The sequence below is a fragment of the Streptomyces sp. NPDC096193 genome, assembly GCF_040302905.1.
Classification (GTDB): Bacteria; Actinomycetota; Actinomycetes; order Streptomycetales; family Streptomycetaceae; genus Streptomyces.
Genome location: NZ_JBEOSJ010000019.1, coordinates 85,574 through 104,521, shown reverse-complemented (window position 1 = coordinate 104,521; position 18,948 = coordinate 85,574). Strand labels below are relative to the sequence as shown.

Sequence of the window (18,948 nt, the reverse complement as noted above, 5' to 3'; positions counted from 1 at the left end):
TCATGAGTGCCAACACCGCCTCAACGGGGCCGGTGTGGGACTGGAGCGCCGGTCACGGACCCGTGACCGGCGCTCTGTCTGCCACCACCGGAGCCTTCGCCCTCGCCACCACCGGAGCAGCCACCGGCATGCCCCCCGGCTGGGCCCTCGCCGCCGGCACCGCCGGAGCCCTCGGACACGCCGTCGCCGCCCTCAAGGTGCGCAGCATGGGCCGCACCATCGCCTCCCGCGCCGCGTCCTGGCTCGTCGCCGGCGGGTGGACCACCTGGGCCATGGCCACCGGCCCCCTCACCTGGGCCGCCATCGGATCGCTCGCCACCATCGGCATCGGCATCGGCGCCGCCGCCCGCAACTCAGCCCACTGGGAGGAAGCGCGGGAGGAAGAGGCCATCGCCGCCGCCGAACGCCAGATCGCCGCCGAACTCTCCGCTGAGCGCCGGGCGATCGCTGCGGAGTGGGTCGACCGTGTCCAGCGTGTCTGCGGGGTGACCCTGCGGGTGCTCGCCGTGGAGTTCTGGCCCACCGGTACGGGTTTCACCATCGACGCAGCTCTCCCGGCCGGTGGCACGACCTGGGACAAGATCGCCGGATACTCTCCCGGCCTGTCGGCCGACGCGAGGCTGCCGCACGGCTGCACCGCATCGGCATCGCAGGGCATCGACCAGGGCCGCGTCCTGATCGACGTGACCACCGTGAACGTGCTGGTGGAAGAGCGCAGCTACCCGGACGAGTACGGGCCGCTGTCGATCTACACAGGGATCCCGTGGGGCTACCGCACCAACGCGGAAGAGATCTGCGTGTTCCTGCGCGAGCAGTGCGCTCTCGTCGTCGGGCCGACGGGGTCGGGCAAGTCGAACATGGTGCACGTCATCCTCGCCGGGTTCGCCCGCACCACCGACGCCCTCACCTGGGTCATCGACCTCAACGCCGGGTCGGCCGGCCTGCCGTGGGTCCGATCCGCCCTCGGCAGCGAAGGTGGGTTCGTGGAGGGCATGCGGCCCGGCGTGGACTGGCTCGCCTCCACCCATGCCGAGGCGCTGCTGATGCTGGACACGGCGCTCGCCATCGGCCTCCACCGCAAGGTCGCCTACCAGGACCTGATGGCGGAGCGGAACGACGACAAGCTCCCCATCAGCGCCAAGATCCCGCAGATCATGCTCGTCATCGACGAGGGCGCGGAGATCCTGACCAGCACCGACCGGAACATGAAGGAACTCGCCAAGAAGATCCTCGAAGTGATCCGGCTGCTGCGCGCCATGGGCATCCGCACCGTCCTGACCGCGCTCGGTGCCACCGGATCCGTGCTCGGGAACCTGATGATCCGCCGCGAGGCCAAGACCCGCGTCTGCCTCACCGGCGGCGAAGTCGAAGGCATGGACCTGGGGAAGATCTTCCCCGGCGTCAAAGGCATCAAGGTCGAACAGGCCCCCTACCCCGGGGCCGGGTTCATGGGCACCCCGCAGTCCCGGGCCGCGCTGTTCAAGAACTGGCGCATCCTGCCGAACCAGATCAGGGACATCGTCGCCGCGACGTCCGACCTGCATCCGCAGCTGGACAAGATCTCGGCAGAGGCGGCTGGCGACGCCTACACGTCGCGGTGGGATCCGGACCGTACCGCGTGGATGCGCGACACGGCCGCCCACCGCTCGACGGACACCGACGCGCAGCCGGGGAACGCGGGCGGGCTGAACCTCTCCGCACTCCGAGGCGAGCAGCCGCCGACCGGCCCGTCCCGCAGCGATGAGGACGCGTTGGCGCGGAAGTTCATGGAGCAGATCGACGCCCAGTTCGGCACGACCAGCGAGCCGGACGACGAGTCGGAAGCCCCGACCGGGCAGGGGTTGAACTTGTCCGCGCTGCGGAGCGAGGACAACGCCGCGCGGCAGGACGCGCTCGCGCTGCTGCTCGCCGCCGGACCGGACGGCACGGGGGCGTCCGCGATCGCTCGGGCGCTCGCCGACGTCCACGGCACCACCCGGCAGACCGTCGTCGGCTGGCTCAAGACGTGGACCGACGACGGCACCGCGGTGCGGATCGGGACCGGCACCAAAGCCCGCTACGTCCACCAGCGCCACGCCCCCGAAACGCCTGGCGAGAGTTGACCGGTTGTCGCTTGTCGGGCCTCCCCCGAGAAGGACCGTATGCGGCTCTGTGCGGGCCGAAAGGGGCTTTGACCTGGGAGGCGACAAGCGACAAGACAAGACAAGCGACAAGCCACACGACAAGCAACGCGACAAGACAACCCCTCTCACCGCCCGGGCCCGCGCCTCTTCTGCCGCGGGCCCGCGGCATACCCCGAGGAGCTCGCCATGGGCCACAACGACCCGCCCGGCATCATCGCCCCGCACATACCCGCCGACATCTGGAACCGCGCACAGGCGACCGGTCAGCCGGTCGTCATCGTCGCCGCGGCGACGACCCACAACGCCATCACGGTGCGGCGGCTCCTGGTCCCGTTCGCGATCGCCGGGGCCGCTGTCCTGGGCGGCTGGGGACTGGTCACCGCGCTCGCGTTCCTCCTCGACGTCGCGGCCCACACCGCGACCGTCATCGCCGGCGCCGCCGGACCCATCGGGGTCGGTGGCATCACCCTCAAGCTCGCCCGCAACCGGGCCTAGTGCCGCATCAGGCAAGGTTCGCCCTGGAGGCGGACGCCACGCCCCGGAGGCGGACGCCATCCGGCAACCTGCCTGGCGGGTCCTCAAGGGTGCCGCCAGGACTATCCCGGCGTCCCGCCGGGTGGCGGGATGACGCCGAGCTGCTGGAGGAATCCGAGAAGGTCCTTGTCCGACCACTTCTCGGCGAGCCTGCCGTTTTCGATGCGGTGCATCACCGTCGCCGTCATCGTGAGCTGGTTACCGGTGGCGGAAATACCGGGAAGATCCCTTTCATGCACTCCACGGGCCGTCATCCGGGTCACCACTTTGTCGCCCTCCGCGATCTGGTCTTCGATCTCATGGGTCCCGGGAGTGGCCTCCCAGAAGAGGCGGAAGGCCTGTTTGAGCCCCTCGCGACCGGCCCCGAGTCCTGGAAACGGTGGCGGGGAGTGGTCCACGTAGTCCTCGGCCACGAGATCGTCCATGGCCTCCACGTTGCCCTTGTCGATCTCCGCGTAGAAGCGGCGAACCAACCTCTTGTTCTCTTCGCTCGACACCGGGCTCCTCTGCGCGTGGTGTTGCACCGCCGGAGGAACCGGCGTAGCCGACCGGAAGCATGACCCGCCCGGCCACGGGGCGACACTGCCGCCGCGCCGGGCTTCTGTGTGCGATCACCCGAAAGCAGCCATGCGCGTAACTCGTCACGCCGACAACAGGGCGAACTTTGCCTGATGCGGCACTAGCTACGCCAAGGGCGGCCCCCTCTCACGCCAATGACATGGGGCCGCCCTTGCCACCAGCACGCCACACGAACTGGAGGTCTCCCAGCATGACCCATCCCACCGACCGTAGGCGAGTGGCCTTACTCACCGCCGCACTGTCTGCCGCTCAAAGCGGCTGGCACGTCTTCCCCCTCCGCCCCGGCACCAAGCGGCCCGCGCTGCACGGAGAAGCATCCTGCACGCGCACCGGCGCGTGCGCGGACGGACACCGCAAATGGGAGCAACGCGCCACCACCGACCCCGACCGCATCCACGACACATGGGCACGGGCACCGTTCAACATCGGCATCGCTACCGGCCCTTCAGGGCTGCTGGTCGTGGACCTTGACCAGCCGAAGGACAACAGCAAAGGGGACGCGCCTTGCGGCGCGGCGACCTTTGAAGCGCTCTGCGAGCGCACCGGGCAGCCCATCCCCACCACCCACCGGATCCGGACCGCGAGCGGCGGATGGCACCTATACTTCACCGCCCCGACCGGCAGTCGGCTGGGCAACACCGCGGGCAGCCTCGCCCCGCTGATCGACACCCGCGGCTGGGGCGGCTATGTCGTCGCGGCCAGCTCCACTACGCCGGCCGGCCTCTACACCGCCACCGACCAGAGGGCACCCGCGGAGCTGCCCGCATGGATCGTGGGCCTGCTGAACAAACCCACGCCCCGGCCGGTCATCCCGTTCGCATGGCCCACGATCAGCGGCAGTCGCGCCGCCACCGCCGCTCTAGAGCGCGAATGCCGGACCGTGATGGCCGCACCGGACGGGGCGGGCAACATCACGCTCAACCGGAGCGCCTTCAAGGTGGGCCGCTTCGTCGCGTGGGCCGACATCCCCCGTCACGTGGTGGAGGAAGCCTTCCAAGCGGCGGGAGAGGCGCGGGGACTCGCCGCTGCCGAGTGCCGCGCCACGATCCGCAGCGCACTGGACAGCTCCATCCGCAAAGCCCGGCCCCGGGACGCGGCATGAGCACCCCACCCCATCCCCCCTTGGAAGGCCAACCGGCCACCACGACGCACCCGCAGGACGCCGAACCGACCACGCGCCAGCGGTCGGTAGGCGCGCCGAAGGGCGTCGCCGAAGGCGTCCCCACTGCTGTTCGCCCTGACCTGCAGCCGGGCGACGGCCGATATCCGATCGCGTGGCTGCACATCTGCGCCCCACGCGGCGCCGTACCCACCGCCACGTCGAAATGCCTGTGCGGCCGGGACCGCAGTGCTGTGGGCCGACCCCGGGTGCTGGCCCTGATCACCGAACACGAAACCCACCGAGACATCTGCCCGCTCCGGAGCTCCCAGGAAGGGAGGACCGCCGCATGACCAGCAACCAGGCTCCCGGCCCGTCCATCGACGGAGCCGCAGTGCTCAACGAGGTGGAAGCCTTCCACCGCCGCTTCAACGTCTTCCCCCGCGAAGCCGCATACGTCGCCGTCACCCTGTGGGACGCACACGCGCACCTGATCGAGTGCTTCGAGACCACCCCGCGGATCGCGTTCCTCTCCCCAGAGCCCGGATCGGGCAAGTCACGGGCGCTGGAGATCGTGGAACTCCTCACCCCCCGGCCCATGACGACAGTGTCCGCCTCCGCGAACGCCCTCTATCGGCTCGTCGACTCCTCAGCCGGCCTGCCCACGGTTCTATTCGATGAGGTGGACACCATCTTCGGCCCCAAAGCAGGGGCGGATGAAGCACTGCGAGGCTTCCTGAACGCCGGCTACCGGCGCAGCGGCGGCGCCCTGCGGTGCGTCGGGGACGGGTCGAACCAGAACGCTCAGATCTTCGGCTCCTACTGCGCGGTCGCCATGGCCGGACTCGGGTCCCTGCCCGACACCGTCCTGACCCGCTCGGTCATCGTCCGTATGCGCAAGCGCGCCCCGAACGAGAAGGTCGAGCCCTACCGGCAGCGCACCCACGAGAAGCAAGGCCACGCCTTGCGGGACCGGCTCGCCGAGTGGGCCGACACCGTCCGGGACCGCGTGGCGAACGCGTGGCCCGAGATGCCCGAGGGCGTCACCGACCGCCCCGCCGACGTGTGGGAGCCCCTGCTCGCCGTCGCGGACGCTGCCGGAGGCGACTGGCCGACCAGGGCTCGGATTGCCTGTGTGGAGCTGATCAGCGCAGCCCACGACAACGACGAATCCTCCATCGGTATCCGTCTGTTGACCGATCTGCGGGACAAGGTGTTCTGCGGCGCGGACCGCATGCCCACCGCCGTCATCATCGAATGCCTGCTCCACATGGACGACGGTCCATGGGGCGATCTGGACGACAAGCCGATCAACTCCCGCACGCTCGGCCGGCTGTTGGGGCAGTACGTCACCGCGAGCAACAAGCCCATCAAGTCGCGTGGCATCCGCACCCCCTCCGGGTTCCCCAAGGGCTACTACGCGGAAGACCTCGCAGACGCCTGGGTCAGGTACTGCCCTCCGCCCCCCGGAGAATCCGCCACGTCCGCCACAGCCGCCACACCGCAGGTCAGCAGGGGTGCATCCGTGGCGGATAGCGCCACAGCCATCCGCCACATGTCCGCGGAAACCGCCACACAGCCCGTACTCGCCGGCTAACCAACCCGGCCACTTCGGTGCCGCCACACCCCTGGGTGTGGCGGCACCTATCCGCCACAAAACCGCTAACCGCCACATGATCAAGGCTCTGACCTGCGATGTGGCGGCGTGGCGGACGTGGCGGATCCCTCAGAAGAAGCGAACGCATCGGCTCTGGAGGTCGCAGTGAGTACGCCCCTGCCCCCGACCCACACCGCGCTCATGGTCCCCGACGCCATGGAAGCCCTCAAGCTCAGCCGCTTCATGGTCTACAACCTCATCCGCTCCGGGCAGCTCAAGAGCTACACCGTCGGCCGCTGCCGCCGCATTCCCGCGGAGTCTCTCCGCACCTTCATGGAAACCAAGCTGGAGGAATCAGCCTGATGGCGCCCAAGAAGAGGAACCCCAACGGCGCCGGCAGCATCTGGCGCCGCAAAGACGGCCGATACGAAGCCCGCGTCTACGTCCCACAGCCGGACGGGACCCGCAAGCGAAAGACGGTCTACGGAGCCACCTGGGAAGAATGCGACACCAAACGGCAAGAGTTGGTTCTGCGGGACCGGCAGGGTGTGCCAACCCCGACGCGTTCCGCCAAACTCTCCGAGTGGCTGCCCTACTGGCTGGAGGAGTTCGTCAGGAACGACCGCAAGAAGACGACGTACGCCAAATATGAGACACACGTGCGCCGTTATCTCGTCCCGCACATCGGCTCCAAGCGCCTGGAGACCTTGGGCGCAGCGGATGTTCGTCGCCTGCTCACAGCCGTAACGGCACAGGCGTCGGCGGCCACGGCTAAGGAATCGCATCGCGTACTACGCAGTGCGCTCACAGCCGCTTGCCGTGAGGAACTCATCAGCAGGAACGTAGTCAAACTCGTTCCCGCCCCCCGCGTGCAGCCCCGGGAGCTCAAGCCGTGGGACCTGGACCAGACGATGGCCTTTTTGGAGGTGGCACGGAAGGATCCACTGTATACGGCCTTCGTACTGGCCGTGTCGCTGGGGCTGCGCAGAGGGGAGATCCTTGGGTTGCGGTGGTCGGACATCGATCTGGAACGCCGCACTCTAACGGTGCGGAATCAGCTTCAGCGCGTACAGAAGGAGCTCTACGCGGACACCACCAAGAACCGCCGTACTCGCGCCATTCCCATCCCGCTGATGTGCGTGGCTCCGCTGCGTTGGCAGCGCCTCCGTCAATTCGCTCAGCGCCACGTCGCTGGCGGGACCTGGCAGGACAGCGACTACGTGTTCACGACTCGCACCGGCCGTCCGGTAGAGCCGAGGAACCTCAGCCGCTCGTTCGAACGCGTCACGGATGACGCAGGGCTCCCCCGCATCCGGCTGCACGACGCCCGCCACGGGTGCGCCACGCTGCTATTCGCCGCAGGCGTGCCGGCCCGAGTCGTGATGGAGATTTTGGGACATTCTCAGATCGCCGTCACGATGAACATCTATACCCATGTCTCCGACGACAACAGGCGCGAAGCGATGGGACACATGGACCGCCTACTGCAGCGCAGACGCAAACCTAACTGAGCAACTACCCCAAGCCGTACCGACTAGCAAGGCCCCGGCAGGGATTCGCTGCGGGGGCGTTGCTGGTTGGCGCGGACGGTCTCGAACGTCATGCTCCTGCGACTAACGCCCGTCGCAGGGTTCTCCAGTGCCAGGAGCCTGCGCCCTAGTTAAGGCCCATCGCGAGCGTGTCGGAAGGGAAACGCCTTTCGCCTATGTGGACCCGACCCGCAGGGCTCAAGACAAGCGGGGACCGTCCTGCTCGGCACCGTGATGTTGAGCTCTTCGATCCACGGTGAAGGCGTGCTACTCACCCGTGGTCGGGGCTGGATTCACGGGACGGGACCAGGGGTGCTCGGGTGAAAGTCGTATCCGTGCAGGCCCTGGTCACCTGCGGCGAACAGCGAACGATTGTCGGGACCCCAGGCGCAGGAGAACAGATTGCCCTCGGTGCGCATCAGCGTCAGAGGTTCTCCAGTGGTGGGGTCCCAGATCCGCACCACATGTTTGCTGCTGGTGGTGAGCCAGTTGCCGTGCGGACTGACCGCGACCGCGTTCACTCGTCCTTCGTGGTTGACAAGGGTGTGGCGCAGTGTCCCGGTGTCGGATTGCCAGATCCGCGCTGTCCCGTCACGGCTGCCGGTGACGAGCCAAGTGCCGTCTGGACTGGCGGCGATTGCAGTCACAGCTCCGGTGTGGCCAGCGAGAGTGCGATGCAGCGTCCCCGTGTTGCAGTCCCAAATCCGCACTGTCCCCCCCTGGCTGCCGGTGGCGAGCCACGTGCCGTCTGGGCTGACCGCGACTGCGTACACAGCACCATCGTGACCGGTAAAGGAGTGGCGCAGCGTCCCCGTGTTGCAGTCCCAGATACATGCTGTCCCGCCGCGGCTTCCAGTGGCGATCCACTCTGCCTCTGGGTTGATTGCCACCGCGTAGACGGCGCCATCGAGATATCCGGGGATACGGGTGCAGGTCCCTGTGGAAGGGTCCCAGATCCGCACCGCCCGGTCGTCGCCGCCGGTGGCTATCCACGCGCCATCCGGGCTTATTGCCACCGCGTTTACCTTGCTGGAATGGCCGACGAGGGTGCGGCGTAGGGTTCCAGCGGGAAGGGTCCAAACCTGCACTGCCCCATCGTGGCTCCCGGTGGCGAGCCAGGTGCCGTCCTGACTAACTGCCACCGCGCGTTGATTTCCAATGTGGTCTGGGCAGGGGGTACGCCTCGACTCGGCCACGGGGTCCAGGATCCGCACTGTCCGGTCGTCGCCTCCGGTGGCCAGCCAGATTCTTTCCGGCCTGACAACGACTGCGTCCGCTACACCTGGTTGGCGAGTAACGTCTCGGCGCAGGATCTCGGCGGGGTCCCAGACCCGGACCATCCCGTCGTGTCCGCCGGTGGCGAACCAGGCTCCGTCCGGGCTGATCGCAACCGCGTTCACCGCACTGATGTGACCGGCGAAGGTGTGAATCAGGGTCCCGGCGGGGTCCCAGACCCGCACCGCCCGGTCGTGTCCGCCGGTGGCGAACCAGGCTCCGTCCGGGCTGATTGCAACCGCATTCACCGCACTGACGTGACCGGCGAAGGTGTGAATCAGGGTCCCGGCGGGGTCCCAGACCCGCACCATCCCGTCATGTCCCCCGGTGGCGAACCAGGCTCCGTCCGGGCTGATCGCAACCGCGTTCACCGCACCGTGCTGGTTGTATATGGTCTGGCGCAGGTTTCCATCTGAGGTCCAAATCTGGACCGCGCGAACGTCGCCGGTGACGAGCCAGCTCCCGTCTGGGCTGACCGCGACCGCTCCGTCGAAACGGCTATTGAAGGTGTGTCGGCAGACGCCGGTGGTCGGGTCCCAGATTCGCACCCGTCCGTCACGGCTGCTGGTGGCGAACCAGGTCCCGTCTGGGCTGATAGCTACCGCCTTCACCGCACCCGCATAGCTGGTCATGGTATGGCGCAGGGACCCGCTCTCGGGGTCCCAAATTCGTATGCGCCCGTCACGGCCGCCGGTGGCGAACCAGGTCCCGTCTGCACTGATAGCTACCACATTCACCGCACCGGTGTGACCGTCGAGGGTGCGCGTCAGGGTTCCAGAGGCGTCCCAGATTCGCACCTTGCCGTCACGGTCGCCTGTGACAAGCCAAGTCCCGTCCGGGCCGACTGCGACTCCGTTCACCTCGGCGGTGGCCCCGGCAAGAGGCGCAGGCTCCCAAGAGTCTGGAGGTGCCCACCTGTCAGTAAGGGAAGGGAAAGCCAGCGGGAAAGCATCGGTCTGAGATGCCCAGTGCGGTACGACGAGCAGCCTGCTGCGCAGGACGGATTCCACAACGTGCGGAGGGTCGGTTCTAGAGAGTATGCCGTGGGCGTTAACGAGCTCTTCCGCGAGAGCGCGGGCGGTTGATGTACCCACGCGGTTCAAGTCGCGGCGGGGGGCGGTCAATCCGCGCTGGTCCAGCCGGGCTCGTATCCAGCGCAAGTCGCTGGCTACGGCTTCCGCCAGATTGGTACGGCCAGCGTCCATGAGGTGCTCGATGAGATGATCTCGTAAGTAGCCCTCGGGGATCTGCCACCAGGCACGCAGATCTTCATAGGCGGTGCAGAATGAAGGGGCATTTGGAAGATCGGCTACGAGGGCGTCGACCAGTAAGCCGTTCACCGTTGCCAGGTCGTCGGCGAGTTCAGCGCGCAGGTAATCGCGCACGACGTCATGCAAACGGGCTGCACCGCCTGGCACAGTGGTGTCGAGGGTGAGCAGCGAAAGGTCAGCCATCTGCTTGCACAAAGTCCTGGCCTGCGACTCGGTCAGGTTGTCGGCGGCTTGCCAAAGCCGGGCGATCAAGTGCAGAGAGATCGCTTCGTCCTCAGCAAAGATGCCCAGCTCCGAGAACCGGCGAGCGCCGTCGGCGGGCAGCAGGGTGGTGGCCGCCTTGATGCTCGCTTGCACTGCGAGGCTCCGGCGCACCGGGTCGTCCAGATCCAGCGGTGTATCGGGGTCGTCCGCGCTGGCTGGTCCACCCGCGCGCAGCTGTTCTAACAACTGCTGTGCGGCGACAGCCACATCCGCGCCGGTGGCTGTCTGAGCGGCGATGCGCTGGTTGGCCATACGCAGCAGCAGCGCCCATTGTCCTGTCGCCGCTACGAGCGCCCGTACCAATGCCTCCGGCAGGGGCGGCAGGTTGTGAGTAAGGACAGCCTGCGCCTGTTCTCGGGTCATTCGGTCGACCATTACCCGCGCCGCTCCAATCGGCAGCGCCTCTGGCCTGCGCGTGGTCACCAGCCGTACACAACGCCCCTCGGCTCCTTGGAGGAAGGGTTCGAGTTGCTCGGCCTCCCACACATCGTCCAGTACGAGCAGCATCCGCGGCCGCTGCGATAGCAGTCCGCCCAAGTGAGCCCCAGCCAGATCGGGGTCGGAGCCCGTTTCGCGGGTGTCGCCAGTCAGGTATCGGGTCACCTCGGCAACCTTCGCTGCAACTGCTGCCCTCCCCCGCACATCCCGGCCGATCGTCACTAGATAGACGCGGCCGCCGAAACGCCGCCGGATCCTGCGGTCCGCGCACACCACCCTTGCCAGCGTCGTCTTCCCGAACCCGCCCGCACCGTGCAGTCCCGTGGTGATCCCCACCGCATCTCCTGCTCCCCATCTTCGGCGGGACACCATGGCGATCACTTCCTCGGCCTCGGGCCGGCCCTGCACCCACTCCGGCACCACTGGCGCCTCCGACACCGGCAGACCCGCCGCTGCAGTGGTGCGGTTCTCGACGCGCACGGCGATGCCTAAGGCAAAAACACCTGCCAAACCCCCGAAGACACTGGCGACGGGATCAGCGTCACCCCACCCGTCCCTCACCGCTGTTGCACACAGCCAGACAACAGCAGCCGAACACACCACGCCCGCAGCCCGTACTCCCCATCGCCCCTTAAAGCTCATAGCAGGATGATTCCGCCAAGGTGCGGCCAAGGCCAAGACTTTGGCCCTCATCCAGTAATCCGCACTACCTCGTCGCCGTAGGTTGCCATCGGCCCCCGCGAATCCCCGCTGGTGCGGTCATGCGGAAGGCACGCCGTTACCTCAGGTGTGGGTGTACGAAAGCTCCGGGACACCCCACCACCAGCTAGCAGCTGGCGGATGACCTCGCACCGCAGTGGCCCCATCCTCTTTCGCTAAGCGTCATAACGTGTTATCGACAGGTATCCCTCCGAGGGCTGCCATGCCTACTGGTACGGGCGCTCGGACGCCGGCGGGGTCTGCCACCTGGGGCCCGACCAGTCGGTCCGTGGCACAGTGGACCCGCCCCAGGGCGACCCCGTGTCGGCCCTCGGCTGGCACGGCCGCCACCACTGACGCGCCTTCGTCCTCTAGGCGGTCGACAGCACGGCAAGATCAGAACCGCCATCGCGCAGACGACCCGCGGCTTCCTCCGACCCGGTCTCGAAGCCTGGGCGGGTTGACGCTCCCGAGCCCACCAGACCGCCATCTAGACCCAGCGCGTCCAGCAGCAGGAAATCGGTGGTGCGCGCAGGGAGCCTCAAGGTGCCTTCGAATGGATGTCTCTCAGGTGGCGGTTGCGCGGATGACCGGCCCCGTTTGGAAGGCCCCGTACGCGAATGCCTACTGAGCTGCGGCAGTGTGGACCTGCGGAGGGTGCGGCTGAACCGCACCGGGGCCCGAGGGGCCTGGACCGGCCCGTGGGCCAGTCCGAAGCCGAGCAGACGTGGCTCCGATGCAGCGGAGCACGCAACGCAGGGTGCAGTTGCGCGGGGATCTAGACGGGGGGCTGGCCACTGCCGTCAACTGCTACCGTCAACGCCCTCGCAGCGAATCGCTGCGAGGGCGTCCTGGCTGGTGGGCGCGGACGGTTTCGAACCGCCGACATCTGCTTTGTAAGAGCAGCGCTCTACCCCTGAGCTACGCACCCGTGGATGAGTGAACAGCGTACATGGCCCACTGGCCCGCCCCGCAAACACCTTTTCCCCGCGGCCAGGGCCCCGCCCCAGCCCGCTCCCCTGGAGCGGCGGCCCCGCTCCCCCCTGGGGCTACCCCCACCCCCGATCCGGTGGTCGGCCGGATCGTAGGCGACGGGCCCTCGCTCCTACCGTGAGACCCGTCGGCGCAGTCGGCAGCACCGCACTTCATCCGCAGGGGGAATGATCACCATGACCGCTCACACCGGTACGCGCGTCACCACCGGGCGTTCCGTCGCGCAGCGTGTTCTTCGGGGCGTCGGCGTGGTGGGTGGGGTCGCGGGGTTGGTCGTCGTGCTGGCCGGGTGTGGGGGTGCCGAGGCTGAGGATGCTCCCGTCGAGAGCAGGAAGTTTCCCCTCGCCGGCAAGACCCTCACCGTGGACAGCGGCGACTCCCGTATCGAGCTCGTCGCCGCCGATGTGAAGGACGTCGAGGTGACCCGGCAGGTCGACGGGTGGGTGTTTCTCGGGAGCGGGCCCGAGGCGACGTGGAAAATGAAGGGGGAACGGCTCACTCTGCGGGTCAAGTGCGCTGCCGTTGCGAGTGACTGCGAGGCCCGGCACACCGTGAAGGTGCCGCGGGATGTCGCCGTGACCGTGGAGAACGACAACGGGGGTGTCAACGCCGGCGGGTTCCGTGCGCCGCTCACCATCCGGTCCGACAACGGGGCCGTCGAGGTGCGGGACTCCAGTGGGGCGCTGGATCTGGTGAGCCACAACGGCAAGGTCGTCGCGCAGGACGTCACCGCGCGGACCGTGAAGGCGCGGTCGGAGAACGGGAGGGTGGAGCTCGGGCTCGCCGCCGTGCCGGACACCGTGGAGACCGTCAGTGACAACGGGCAGGTCGTCATCGAGCTGCCGCGCTCCGGGGGGCCGTACGCCGTGACCGCCAAGAGCGAGAACGGCAGGGTCGATGTGGACGTGCCCACCGACGACGGCAGCTCCCACGTCGTGAAGGCTCGCAGCGACAACGGCAAAGTGACGGTGCGAAGCGCGAACTAACCGACCCGTGTGTTCGTCACTACCTGGTGGGAGAATGAACCGGGTACGGCGACACGGCACGGGAGAGGGATGTGACGGCGACACACGCGCAGCCGCACGAAAGAGCGAAAGCGAGTGCCGTCCGGGATGTCCTCGCTCTGGTGCTGCTGCCTGTGCCGATGGTGGCCGTGGCGCTGTCGGGTGTCATGTCGGGATCGTTCGCCGGCGGGGGTACGCGGCGCTGGTTCGGCGGGCGCGGGGAGAGTCAGCGGGCCGACGCGCAGGCCGCGAAGGACGCAGCAGCCGCAGCTTTCTACGAGCTGGACACCGCGCAGCGCGATCTGCGGATCTCCATCGAGACGATCACGGCCGTGGACAGTTCCCCCGGGGCTCGTCGCACGGTGGACGACTTCGCCGCCCTCGGGCGGCGTATCGATGAGGTGAGTCAGCTCTACATCACCGCCGTCGACGCCCATGACCTCGACCGGGACGATCTCGAACCCTCCGTCGCCTCGCAGGCGCGCGGTGAGCTGAACCGTGCGAAGGACGAGCTCGTACGGGTCAAGGCCGATCTCGACCGCTTCGCCGCGGGGCTCGGGCCGCTGCTGGACAAGGCCGAGACCCAGTTGGCCCGGCTCGCCCCCGCCGTGGAGCGGGCGCGACAGGCGCTCCTCTCTGCGAGCAATGCTCTCGATTCGGTGCGCAGCTCCGGTCTGCGAGCGGAGGACCTGGCCGCCCGTCTCGCCGCCCTCGCTCCCGAGCTCACCATGCTCAACCAGGGCGCCGGGCGTCACGGCGTCGCCGAGACCCTCCAGCGCGCCGACCGGGTGATGCGCGACGCCGAGGCCGTACGGGCGGAGGCCGAGCGGCTGCCCGAGCTCGCCGCGGAGATCGACAAGCGCCTGGTGTCGCTGCGTACGCGCGCCCAGGCCCTCACCAACCGTGCCGGCACCGTCGACCCCGTCCTCAGCGAGCTGCGGCGCCGTTTCTCCGCCGCCTGCTGGCAGGACCTCCAGCCGGTGCCCGACCAGGCCGCGAACAGTGTTCGGCAGGCCGAGGAGAGGCTCCGCGAGGCGGCCAAGGCGCGCGAGGAGCAGCGCTGGCCGGACGCGACCGCCCTGCTCAGCACCGTCCGCGCACTGCTGAACAGCACCGACGAGGCGGTCTCGGCGGCCGGCGACCGGCTCCAGCGGCTGAACGCCGTGTCCAAGGACCCGCAGCACGAGATCGACCGCACGCGCTTCGCCATCCGTGATGCCCAGCGGCTCGCGATGGCCGGGCGCAACACGCCCGATCCCCGTCATGCCCGGCCGCTGGACGACGCGGTCGCCCGGCTGGACCGGGCCGTCACCGCCCTCGAAGGGCGTCACCCCGACTACTGGCACTTCCTGATGGAGACGGAAGCGGTACGGCGTACGGCGGCCCGCGTGGTCGAGCAGATCCGGGAGGACCGGGGCGCCCACGGCAGCTGACCGCCGAATCCGCACCTGTACCGGTAGGACGGGTGCCATCCCGTACCGGTAGGACGGGTGCCTTTCCGTACCGGTGGACGCGCGTCCCCCTACCGGTGGGACGCGTGACTCTCCGTACGGGCGTGCCCCCGTCGGCGTGCCCCCGCCGGCCGCCACGCCCCCGACCGGCCCCGTGCGCCTCGTGCCGGCCGCCGCCGCCCGCCGGGCCCGCCCTCCCGGCCACTGAGTTGAAGCCGTCCGGCCGCAGGCGGATGCTGGAAGGACGCGTACGTCCCCAAGGAGGCCGGACATGGCCGCTCACGTGCTGCACGGCAGAAGCCGGAACGCCGCCGAAGGCAAGCGCCTCCGGTTCGACGACCACCTTCCCGTCGACCACCGCCTCAGCCGCGTCTACCGCGTCGGTGCCGGACTGATGGGGCTGATCCTGATCGCCTTCGGCATCCTCGGACTGATCGACAAGATCGGCTTCTTCGACACCGAGGGCGACACGGTCGCCGGTCTGAGCACGAACGGCGCGCTGAGCGTCCTGTCCATCTGTGTGGGAGCGCTGCTCCTCGTCGGCATGGTCATGGGTGGCAATGTCGCCTCGACGATGAACATGGTCCTCGGCGTGCTCTTCGTCGCGAGCGGCTTCGTCAATCTCGCCCTGCTGGACACCGGCTTCAACCCGCTCGCCTTCGAGATCCAGAACGTGCTGTTCAGCTTTGTGGTGGGGCTGATGCTGATGACGTTCGGGATGTACGGCAGGGTCAGTTCGACGTTGCCGCACGACAACCCGTACTGGCGCGCCCGCCATCCCGAGGAGGCCGCGCAGGAGCTCCACGCCAGTCGCCGGGCCGAGGCGAAGGCCGTGCAGGGGTCCGGGTCGGAGCGGGAGCCGGCCGGCCTCGCCACCGGCAGCGGCAGCGGCAGCGGCAGCGGCAGCGGCAGCGGCACCCGGCAGGGATCGGGCGCCCTCGGCACCACCAGCACTCCCGGCACCACCACCGATGGTCCCGGAACCACCAGCCCGCCCGGAACCACCGGCACCACCGGTACGCAGGGCGGCGCGCAGGACGCCGCTCCCGGAGCCTCCGAGTCCCGGCGGGACCCGCCCGGCCCGCGGCCGACCGCGTAGCCTGAGGCCATGCCCCGTTACGAATACCGCTGCCGCAGCTGCGGCGACACCTTCGAGGTCAGCCGGCCGATGGCCCGCTCCGCCGATCCGGCGAGCTGCCCGGCCGGGCACGAGGACACCGTGAAGCTGCTGTCCACCGTCGCCGTCGGCGGTACGAAGTCCTCGCCCGCGTCCGCTCCCAGCGGTGGTGGCGGGGGCGGCGGCTGCTGCGGTGGCGGCTGCTGCGGCTGACGGACGACACCCCGGACGCGCCCGCGGACCACACCCGCGGGCGCCCCGCACGCCCCTCAGCACCCGGCGCACACCGAGCACCGAGCACCGGCATGACACGCGCTGCCTGCATACACCGGCCCACAAGCACCGCCCGCGCACCTCACGAACCCAGATACCTCAGCACGGCCAGCACCCGGCGTGAGTAGCCCGTCGTGCCCGTCAGGCCGAGCTTGTCGAAGATCGCGTTGATGTGTTTCTCCACCGCGCTCTGCGAGACATGGAGGTGCGCGGCGATCGACCCGTTGGTGTGCCCCTGTGCCATCTCCCCCAGCACGTCTCGCTCCCTCGCCGTCAGCCGGGAGAGCGGATCCGTACGGCTGCTGCGGGCCAGAAGCCGGCGGACCACCTCGGGGTCGAATGCCGCCCTCCCCCGGCCCACCCGCTCCAACGCCTCCAGGAACTCGTCCACTTGGACCACGCGGTCCTTGAGGAGGTAGCCGACGCCCTGATGACCGGCCCCTTGGCCCGCGCCCTGGTGACCAGCGCCCTGGCGACCAGCGTTCTGAGGACCGGGGACCTCCGGGTCCGGGGTCAGCAGCTCGGTCGCGTACCGCTTCTCGACGTACTGCGACAGCACCAGAACACCCACCTCAGGCCGCCGGCGGCGGATCTCCAGGGCGGCGCGCAGGCCCTCGTCGGTGTGGGTCGGTGGCATCCGGACGTCCGTGACGACCACGTCCGGCGTGTGCGCCTCGACGGCCGCGAGCAGTTGTTCCGCGTCGCCGACCGCAGCGAGGACCTCGTGCCCCTCCTCCGCGAGCAGACGCACGAGGCCCTCCCGCAACAGGGTCGAGTCCTCGGCCAGGATTACGCGCACGGCAGCTCCGCAATGATCTCGGTGGGTCCTCCGGCCGGGCTGTGCACCGCGAACCGGCCGTCCAGCGCGGCGACCCGGCCCGCGAGGCCGAGCAGTCCGCCGCCCGTCGGGTCGGCGCCGCCCGATCCGTCGTCCTCGACGTGCAGGCGCAGCGTCCGTGCTCCGGGCTCGCGCCGCAGGGTGACGGCGATACGCGTGGCGCCGGAGTGCTTGACCACGTTGGTGACGGCTTCGGAGACGACGAAGTAGGCGACGGTCTGCACCTGGCGGCCGGGAGGTTCGTCGACGGCGTAGTTCAGGAGCACGGGCAGCGGGGTGCGTTCCGCGACGGTCTCCAGGGCGGCGCGCAGTCCCGCCTCGTCCAGCACGGTCGGGTAGATGCGCCAGGCGACCTCGCGCAGCTCGGCCAGGGCGCGGCGGCTCTCCTCGTGGGCCTGGAGCAGGAGTTGGCCGGCGCGTTCGGTGTCGCGGCTGCGCCGGGCGCGGCCGATGAGCATGCCGAGGGCGACGAGGCGTTGCTGGACGCCGTCGTGGAGGTCGCGCTCGATGCGCCGGCGTTCGTCGTGGACGGCGTCCATCATCTCGGCCCGGCTGGTCGCGAGTTGGGTGATCCGCCGCTCCAACTCGTCCTGGTGGCTGGGGCCGAGGAGACGCCCCGCCAGCTGCCCTTCCAGCAGGGCCGTGCCGAAGACGGCCTGGACGGTGAGGAAGACGAGGAAGAATCCGGCCAGACCGGTGGCGACGACCGCCCAGGGGTGGTCGATACCGCGGAAGAACCAGCCGAACAGACCGAATCCGACATAGAGGATGCCGGTCGCCATGCAGAACAGCACGAGACCGCCGAGCAGCCCGAGGGGCCAGCGGGCCACGACGTAGCGCAGGGCGCGCACGTCGTCGTAGGTGTCGGAGATCCGCACACCGAGAAAGCGGCTCAGCCTGCGACGTTCGGCGTCCGCGATCCCGGCCGCGATCGCACCGAGCCGTCGCAGCACGGCGCGGCGACCGCGCGGCCAGGCGAGGACGAGCAGCAGGGACAGGCCCGCCAGCAGGGTGAGGAGCAGTTCGGCGACGGCGGTCGCGGCCCCGAGAGCCAGCCCCGCCGCGTACCACGCTCCCCGTACCGTGACCGCCCTCATGATCGGCCACGCTAGCCGGTCCGGCACGGCTCGCACACTGGGGAAAACCGCAGGATGGTGTGCGGCGGCCTTCAGTTTCTCTTCAGCTTCGGCTGCCTAGCGTGGCTCGCATGGAAACCGCGATCGAAAGCAGCGCTCCGGGCTGGGTCAACGGCCTGATGGACACCCTGGGCGCCCCGGGGGCGGGCATCGCCATCGCCCTGGAGAACCTCTTCCCTCCGCTGCCCAGCGAGGTGATCCTGCCGCTGGCGGGCTTCTCGGCGAGCACCGGGCAGATGAACCTGATCGCGGCCCTCCTGTGGACGACGGCGGGCTCGGTGATCGGGGCGCTCGCGCTGTACGGGGTCGGCGCGCTGCTCGGCCGGGACCGTACGGTCGCCATCGCCGCGAAGCTGCCGTTGCTGAAGGTCGCCGACATCGAGCGGACGGAGGCGTGGTTCGCGCGGCACGGCGCGAAGGCGGTGTTCTTCGGGAGGATGATCCCGATCTTCCGGTCGCTGATCTCGGTGCCGGCGGGCGTGGAACGGATGTCGCTGCCGCTGTTCCTGGGGCTGACGACGCTGGGCAGCGCGATCTGGAACACCGTCTTCATTCTTGCCGGCTACCTGCTCGGCGAGAACTGGCAGGACGTCACCGGCTATGTCTCGACCTACTCGACGGTCGTGCTGGTGGCCGCGGTGCTCGGGGTGGTGGCCTTCATCGGCGTACGCCTGAACAAGCGGGGCAAGGGGGTACGGCGACGCTGACGGCCAGGACGCAGGGCGGCG

General features: G+C 69.1%; 14 protein-coding genes, 1 tRNA gene and 1 pseudogene. 11 read left to right on the top strand and 5 right to left on the bottom strand.

The genetic code is table 11. From position 1 onward, the window contains the following. Positions 1 to 2: 2 nt before the first annotated feature. Complete coding sequence (locus ABTX78_RS25445; protein ID WP_352209109.1) at positions 3 to 2,102, top strand: hypothetical protein; 2,100 nt, start codon at positions 3 to 5, stop codon at positions 2,100 to 2,102. 207 nt (positions 2,103 to 2,309) lie between these two features. Then, positions 2,310 to 2,618, top strand: coding sequence for a hypothetical protein (locus ABTX78_RS25440; protein ID WP_352209108.1), 309 nt, complete (start codon positions 2,310 to 2,312; stop codon positions 2,616 to 2,618). A gap of 101 nt (positions 2,619 to 2,719) precedes the next feature. Here the strand turns inward: ABTX78_RS25440 and ABTX78_RS25435 are convergent, their stop codons facing one another. After that, positions 2,720 to 3,154 carry an ester cyclase gene (locus ABTX78_RS25435; RefSeq protein ID WP_352209107.1) on the bottom strand — a complete coding sequence of 145 codons (435 nt, stop codon included), beginning with the start codon at positions 3,152 to 3,154 and terminating at the stop codon, positions 2,720 to 2,722. A gap of 272 nt (positions 3,155 to 3,426) precedes the next feature. On the opposite strand from ABTX78_RS25435, the gene ABTX78_RS25430 reads away from it, so the two are divergent. The 4 genes from ABTX78_RS25430 to ABTX78_RS25415 all read left to right on the top strand — a co-directional run bounded on the left by ABTX78_RS25430 (position 3,427) and on the right by ABTX78_RS25415 (position 7,443). After that, the gene (locus tag ABTX78_RS25430) at positions 3,427 to 4,338 is read left to right on the top strand and encodes a bifunctional DNA primase/polymerase (protein ID WP_352209106.1); all 912 of its coding nucleotides are present in this window, start codon (positions 3,427 to 3,429) and stop codon (positions 4,336 to 4,338) included. A 346-nt stretch (positions 4,339 to 4,684) separates the two neighbouring features. Then, positions 4,685 to 5,932: a DUF3631 domain-containing protein gene (locus tag ABTX78_RS25425; RefSeq protein ID WP_352209105.1), complete on the top strand. Its 1,248-nt coding sequence runs from the start codon at positions 4,685 to 4,687 to the stop codon at positions 5,930 to 5,932. Positions 5,933 to 6,097: 165 nt separating this feature from the next. Next, entirely contained in the window at positions 6,098 to 6,295 is a 198-nt protein-coding gene (locus tag ABTX78_RS25420; protein ID WP_352209104.1) for a helix-turn-helix domain-containing protein, read from the top strand. After that, positions 6,295 to 7,443, top strand: a complete 1,149-nt coding sequence (locus ABTX78_RS25415) for a site-specific integrase (protein ID WP_352209103.1) — start codon at positions 6,295 to 6,297, stop codon at positions 7,441 to 7,443. The genes ABTX78_RS25420 and ABTX78_RS25415 overlap by 1 nt, the downstream gene beginning before the upstream one ends. 311 nt (positions 7,444 to 7,754) lie before the next feature. Here ABTX78_RS25415 and ABTX78_RS25410 read toward each other — a convergent pair whose 3' ends face one another. Both ABTX78_RS25410 and ABTX78_RS25400 read right to left on the bottom strand, forming a co-directional pair. Next, complete coding sequence (locus ABTX78_RS25410; protein ID WP_352209102.1) at positions 7,755 to 11,219, bottom strand: NB-ARC domain-containing protein; 3,465 nt, start codon at positions 11,217 to 11,219, stop codon at positions 7,755 to 7,757. Between the two features lie 1,045 nt (positions 11,220 to 12,264). Then, positions 12,265 to 12,339 (bottom strand) — tRNA-Val (locus ABTX78_RS25400). A 238-nt stretch (positions 12,340 to 12,577) separates the two neighbouring features. Here ABTX78_RS25400 and ABTX78_RS25395 point away from each other — a divergent pair. The 4 genes and pseudogenes from ABTX78_RS25395 to ABTX78_RS25380 all read left to right on the top strand — a co-directional run bounded on the left by ABTX78_RS25395 (position 12,578) and on the right by ABTX78_RS25380 (position 16,186). Continuing rightward, a complete protein-coding gene (locus ABTX78_RS25395) occupies positions 12,578 to 13,387 on the top strand; it encodes a DUF4097 family beta strand repeat-containing protein (protein ID WP_352209101.1) in 810 nt (269 codons plus the stop codon). A gap of 71 nt (positions 13,388 to 13,458) precedes the next feature. Continuing rightward, entirely contained in the window at positions 13,459 to 14,838 is a 1,380-nt protein-coding gene (locus tag ABTX78_RS25390; protein WP_352209100.1) for a hypothetical protein, read from the top strand. Positions 14,839 to 15,127: 289 nt separating this feature from the next. After that, positions 15,128 to 15,682: pseudogene (locus tag ABTX78_RS25385) on the top strand (DUF4383 domain-containing protein); the annotation flags it as partial. A gap of 282 nt (positions 15,683 to 15,964) precedes the next feature. Further along, on the top strand, positions 15,965 to 16,186 hold the full coding sequence (locus ABTX78_RS25380) for an FmdB family zinc ribbon protein (protein ID WP_352209099.1): 222 nt from the start codon (positions 15,965 to 15,967) through the stop codon (positions 16,184 to 16,186). 142 nt (positions 16,187 to 16,328) lie between these two features. On the opposite strand, the gene ABTX78_RS25375 is transcribed toward ABTX78_RS25380, so the two are convergent. Then, complete coding sequence (locus ABTX78_RS25375; protein ID WP_352209098.1) at positions 16,329 to 17,045, bottom strand: response regulator; 717 nt, start codon at positions 17,043 to 17,045, stop codon at positions 16,329 to 16,331. After that, positions 17,036 to 18,181, bottom strand: a complete 1,146-nt coding sequence (locus ABTX78_RS25370) for a sensor histidine kinase (RefSeq protein ID WP_352209097.1) — start codon at positions 18,179 to 18,181, stop codon at positions 17,036 to 17,038. The genes ABTX78_RS25375 and ABTX78_RS25370 overlap by 10 nt, the downstream gene beginning before the upstream one ends. A gap of 110 nt (positions 18,182 to 18,291) precedes the next feature. On the opposite strand from ABTX78_RS25370, the gene ABTX78_RS25365 reads away from it, so the two are divergent. Continuing rightward, entirely contained in the window at positions 18,292 to 18,927 is a 636-nt protein-coding gene (locus ABTX78_RS25365; protein WP_352209096.1) for a DedA family protein, read from the top strand. Positions 18,928 to 18,948: the final 21 nt, after the last annotated feature.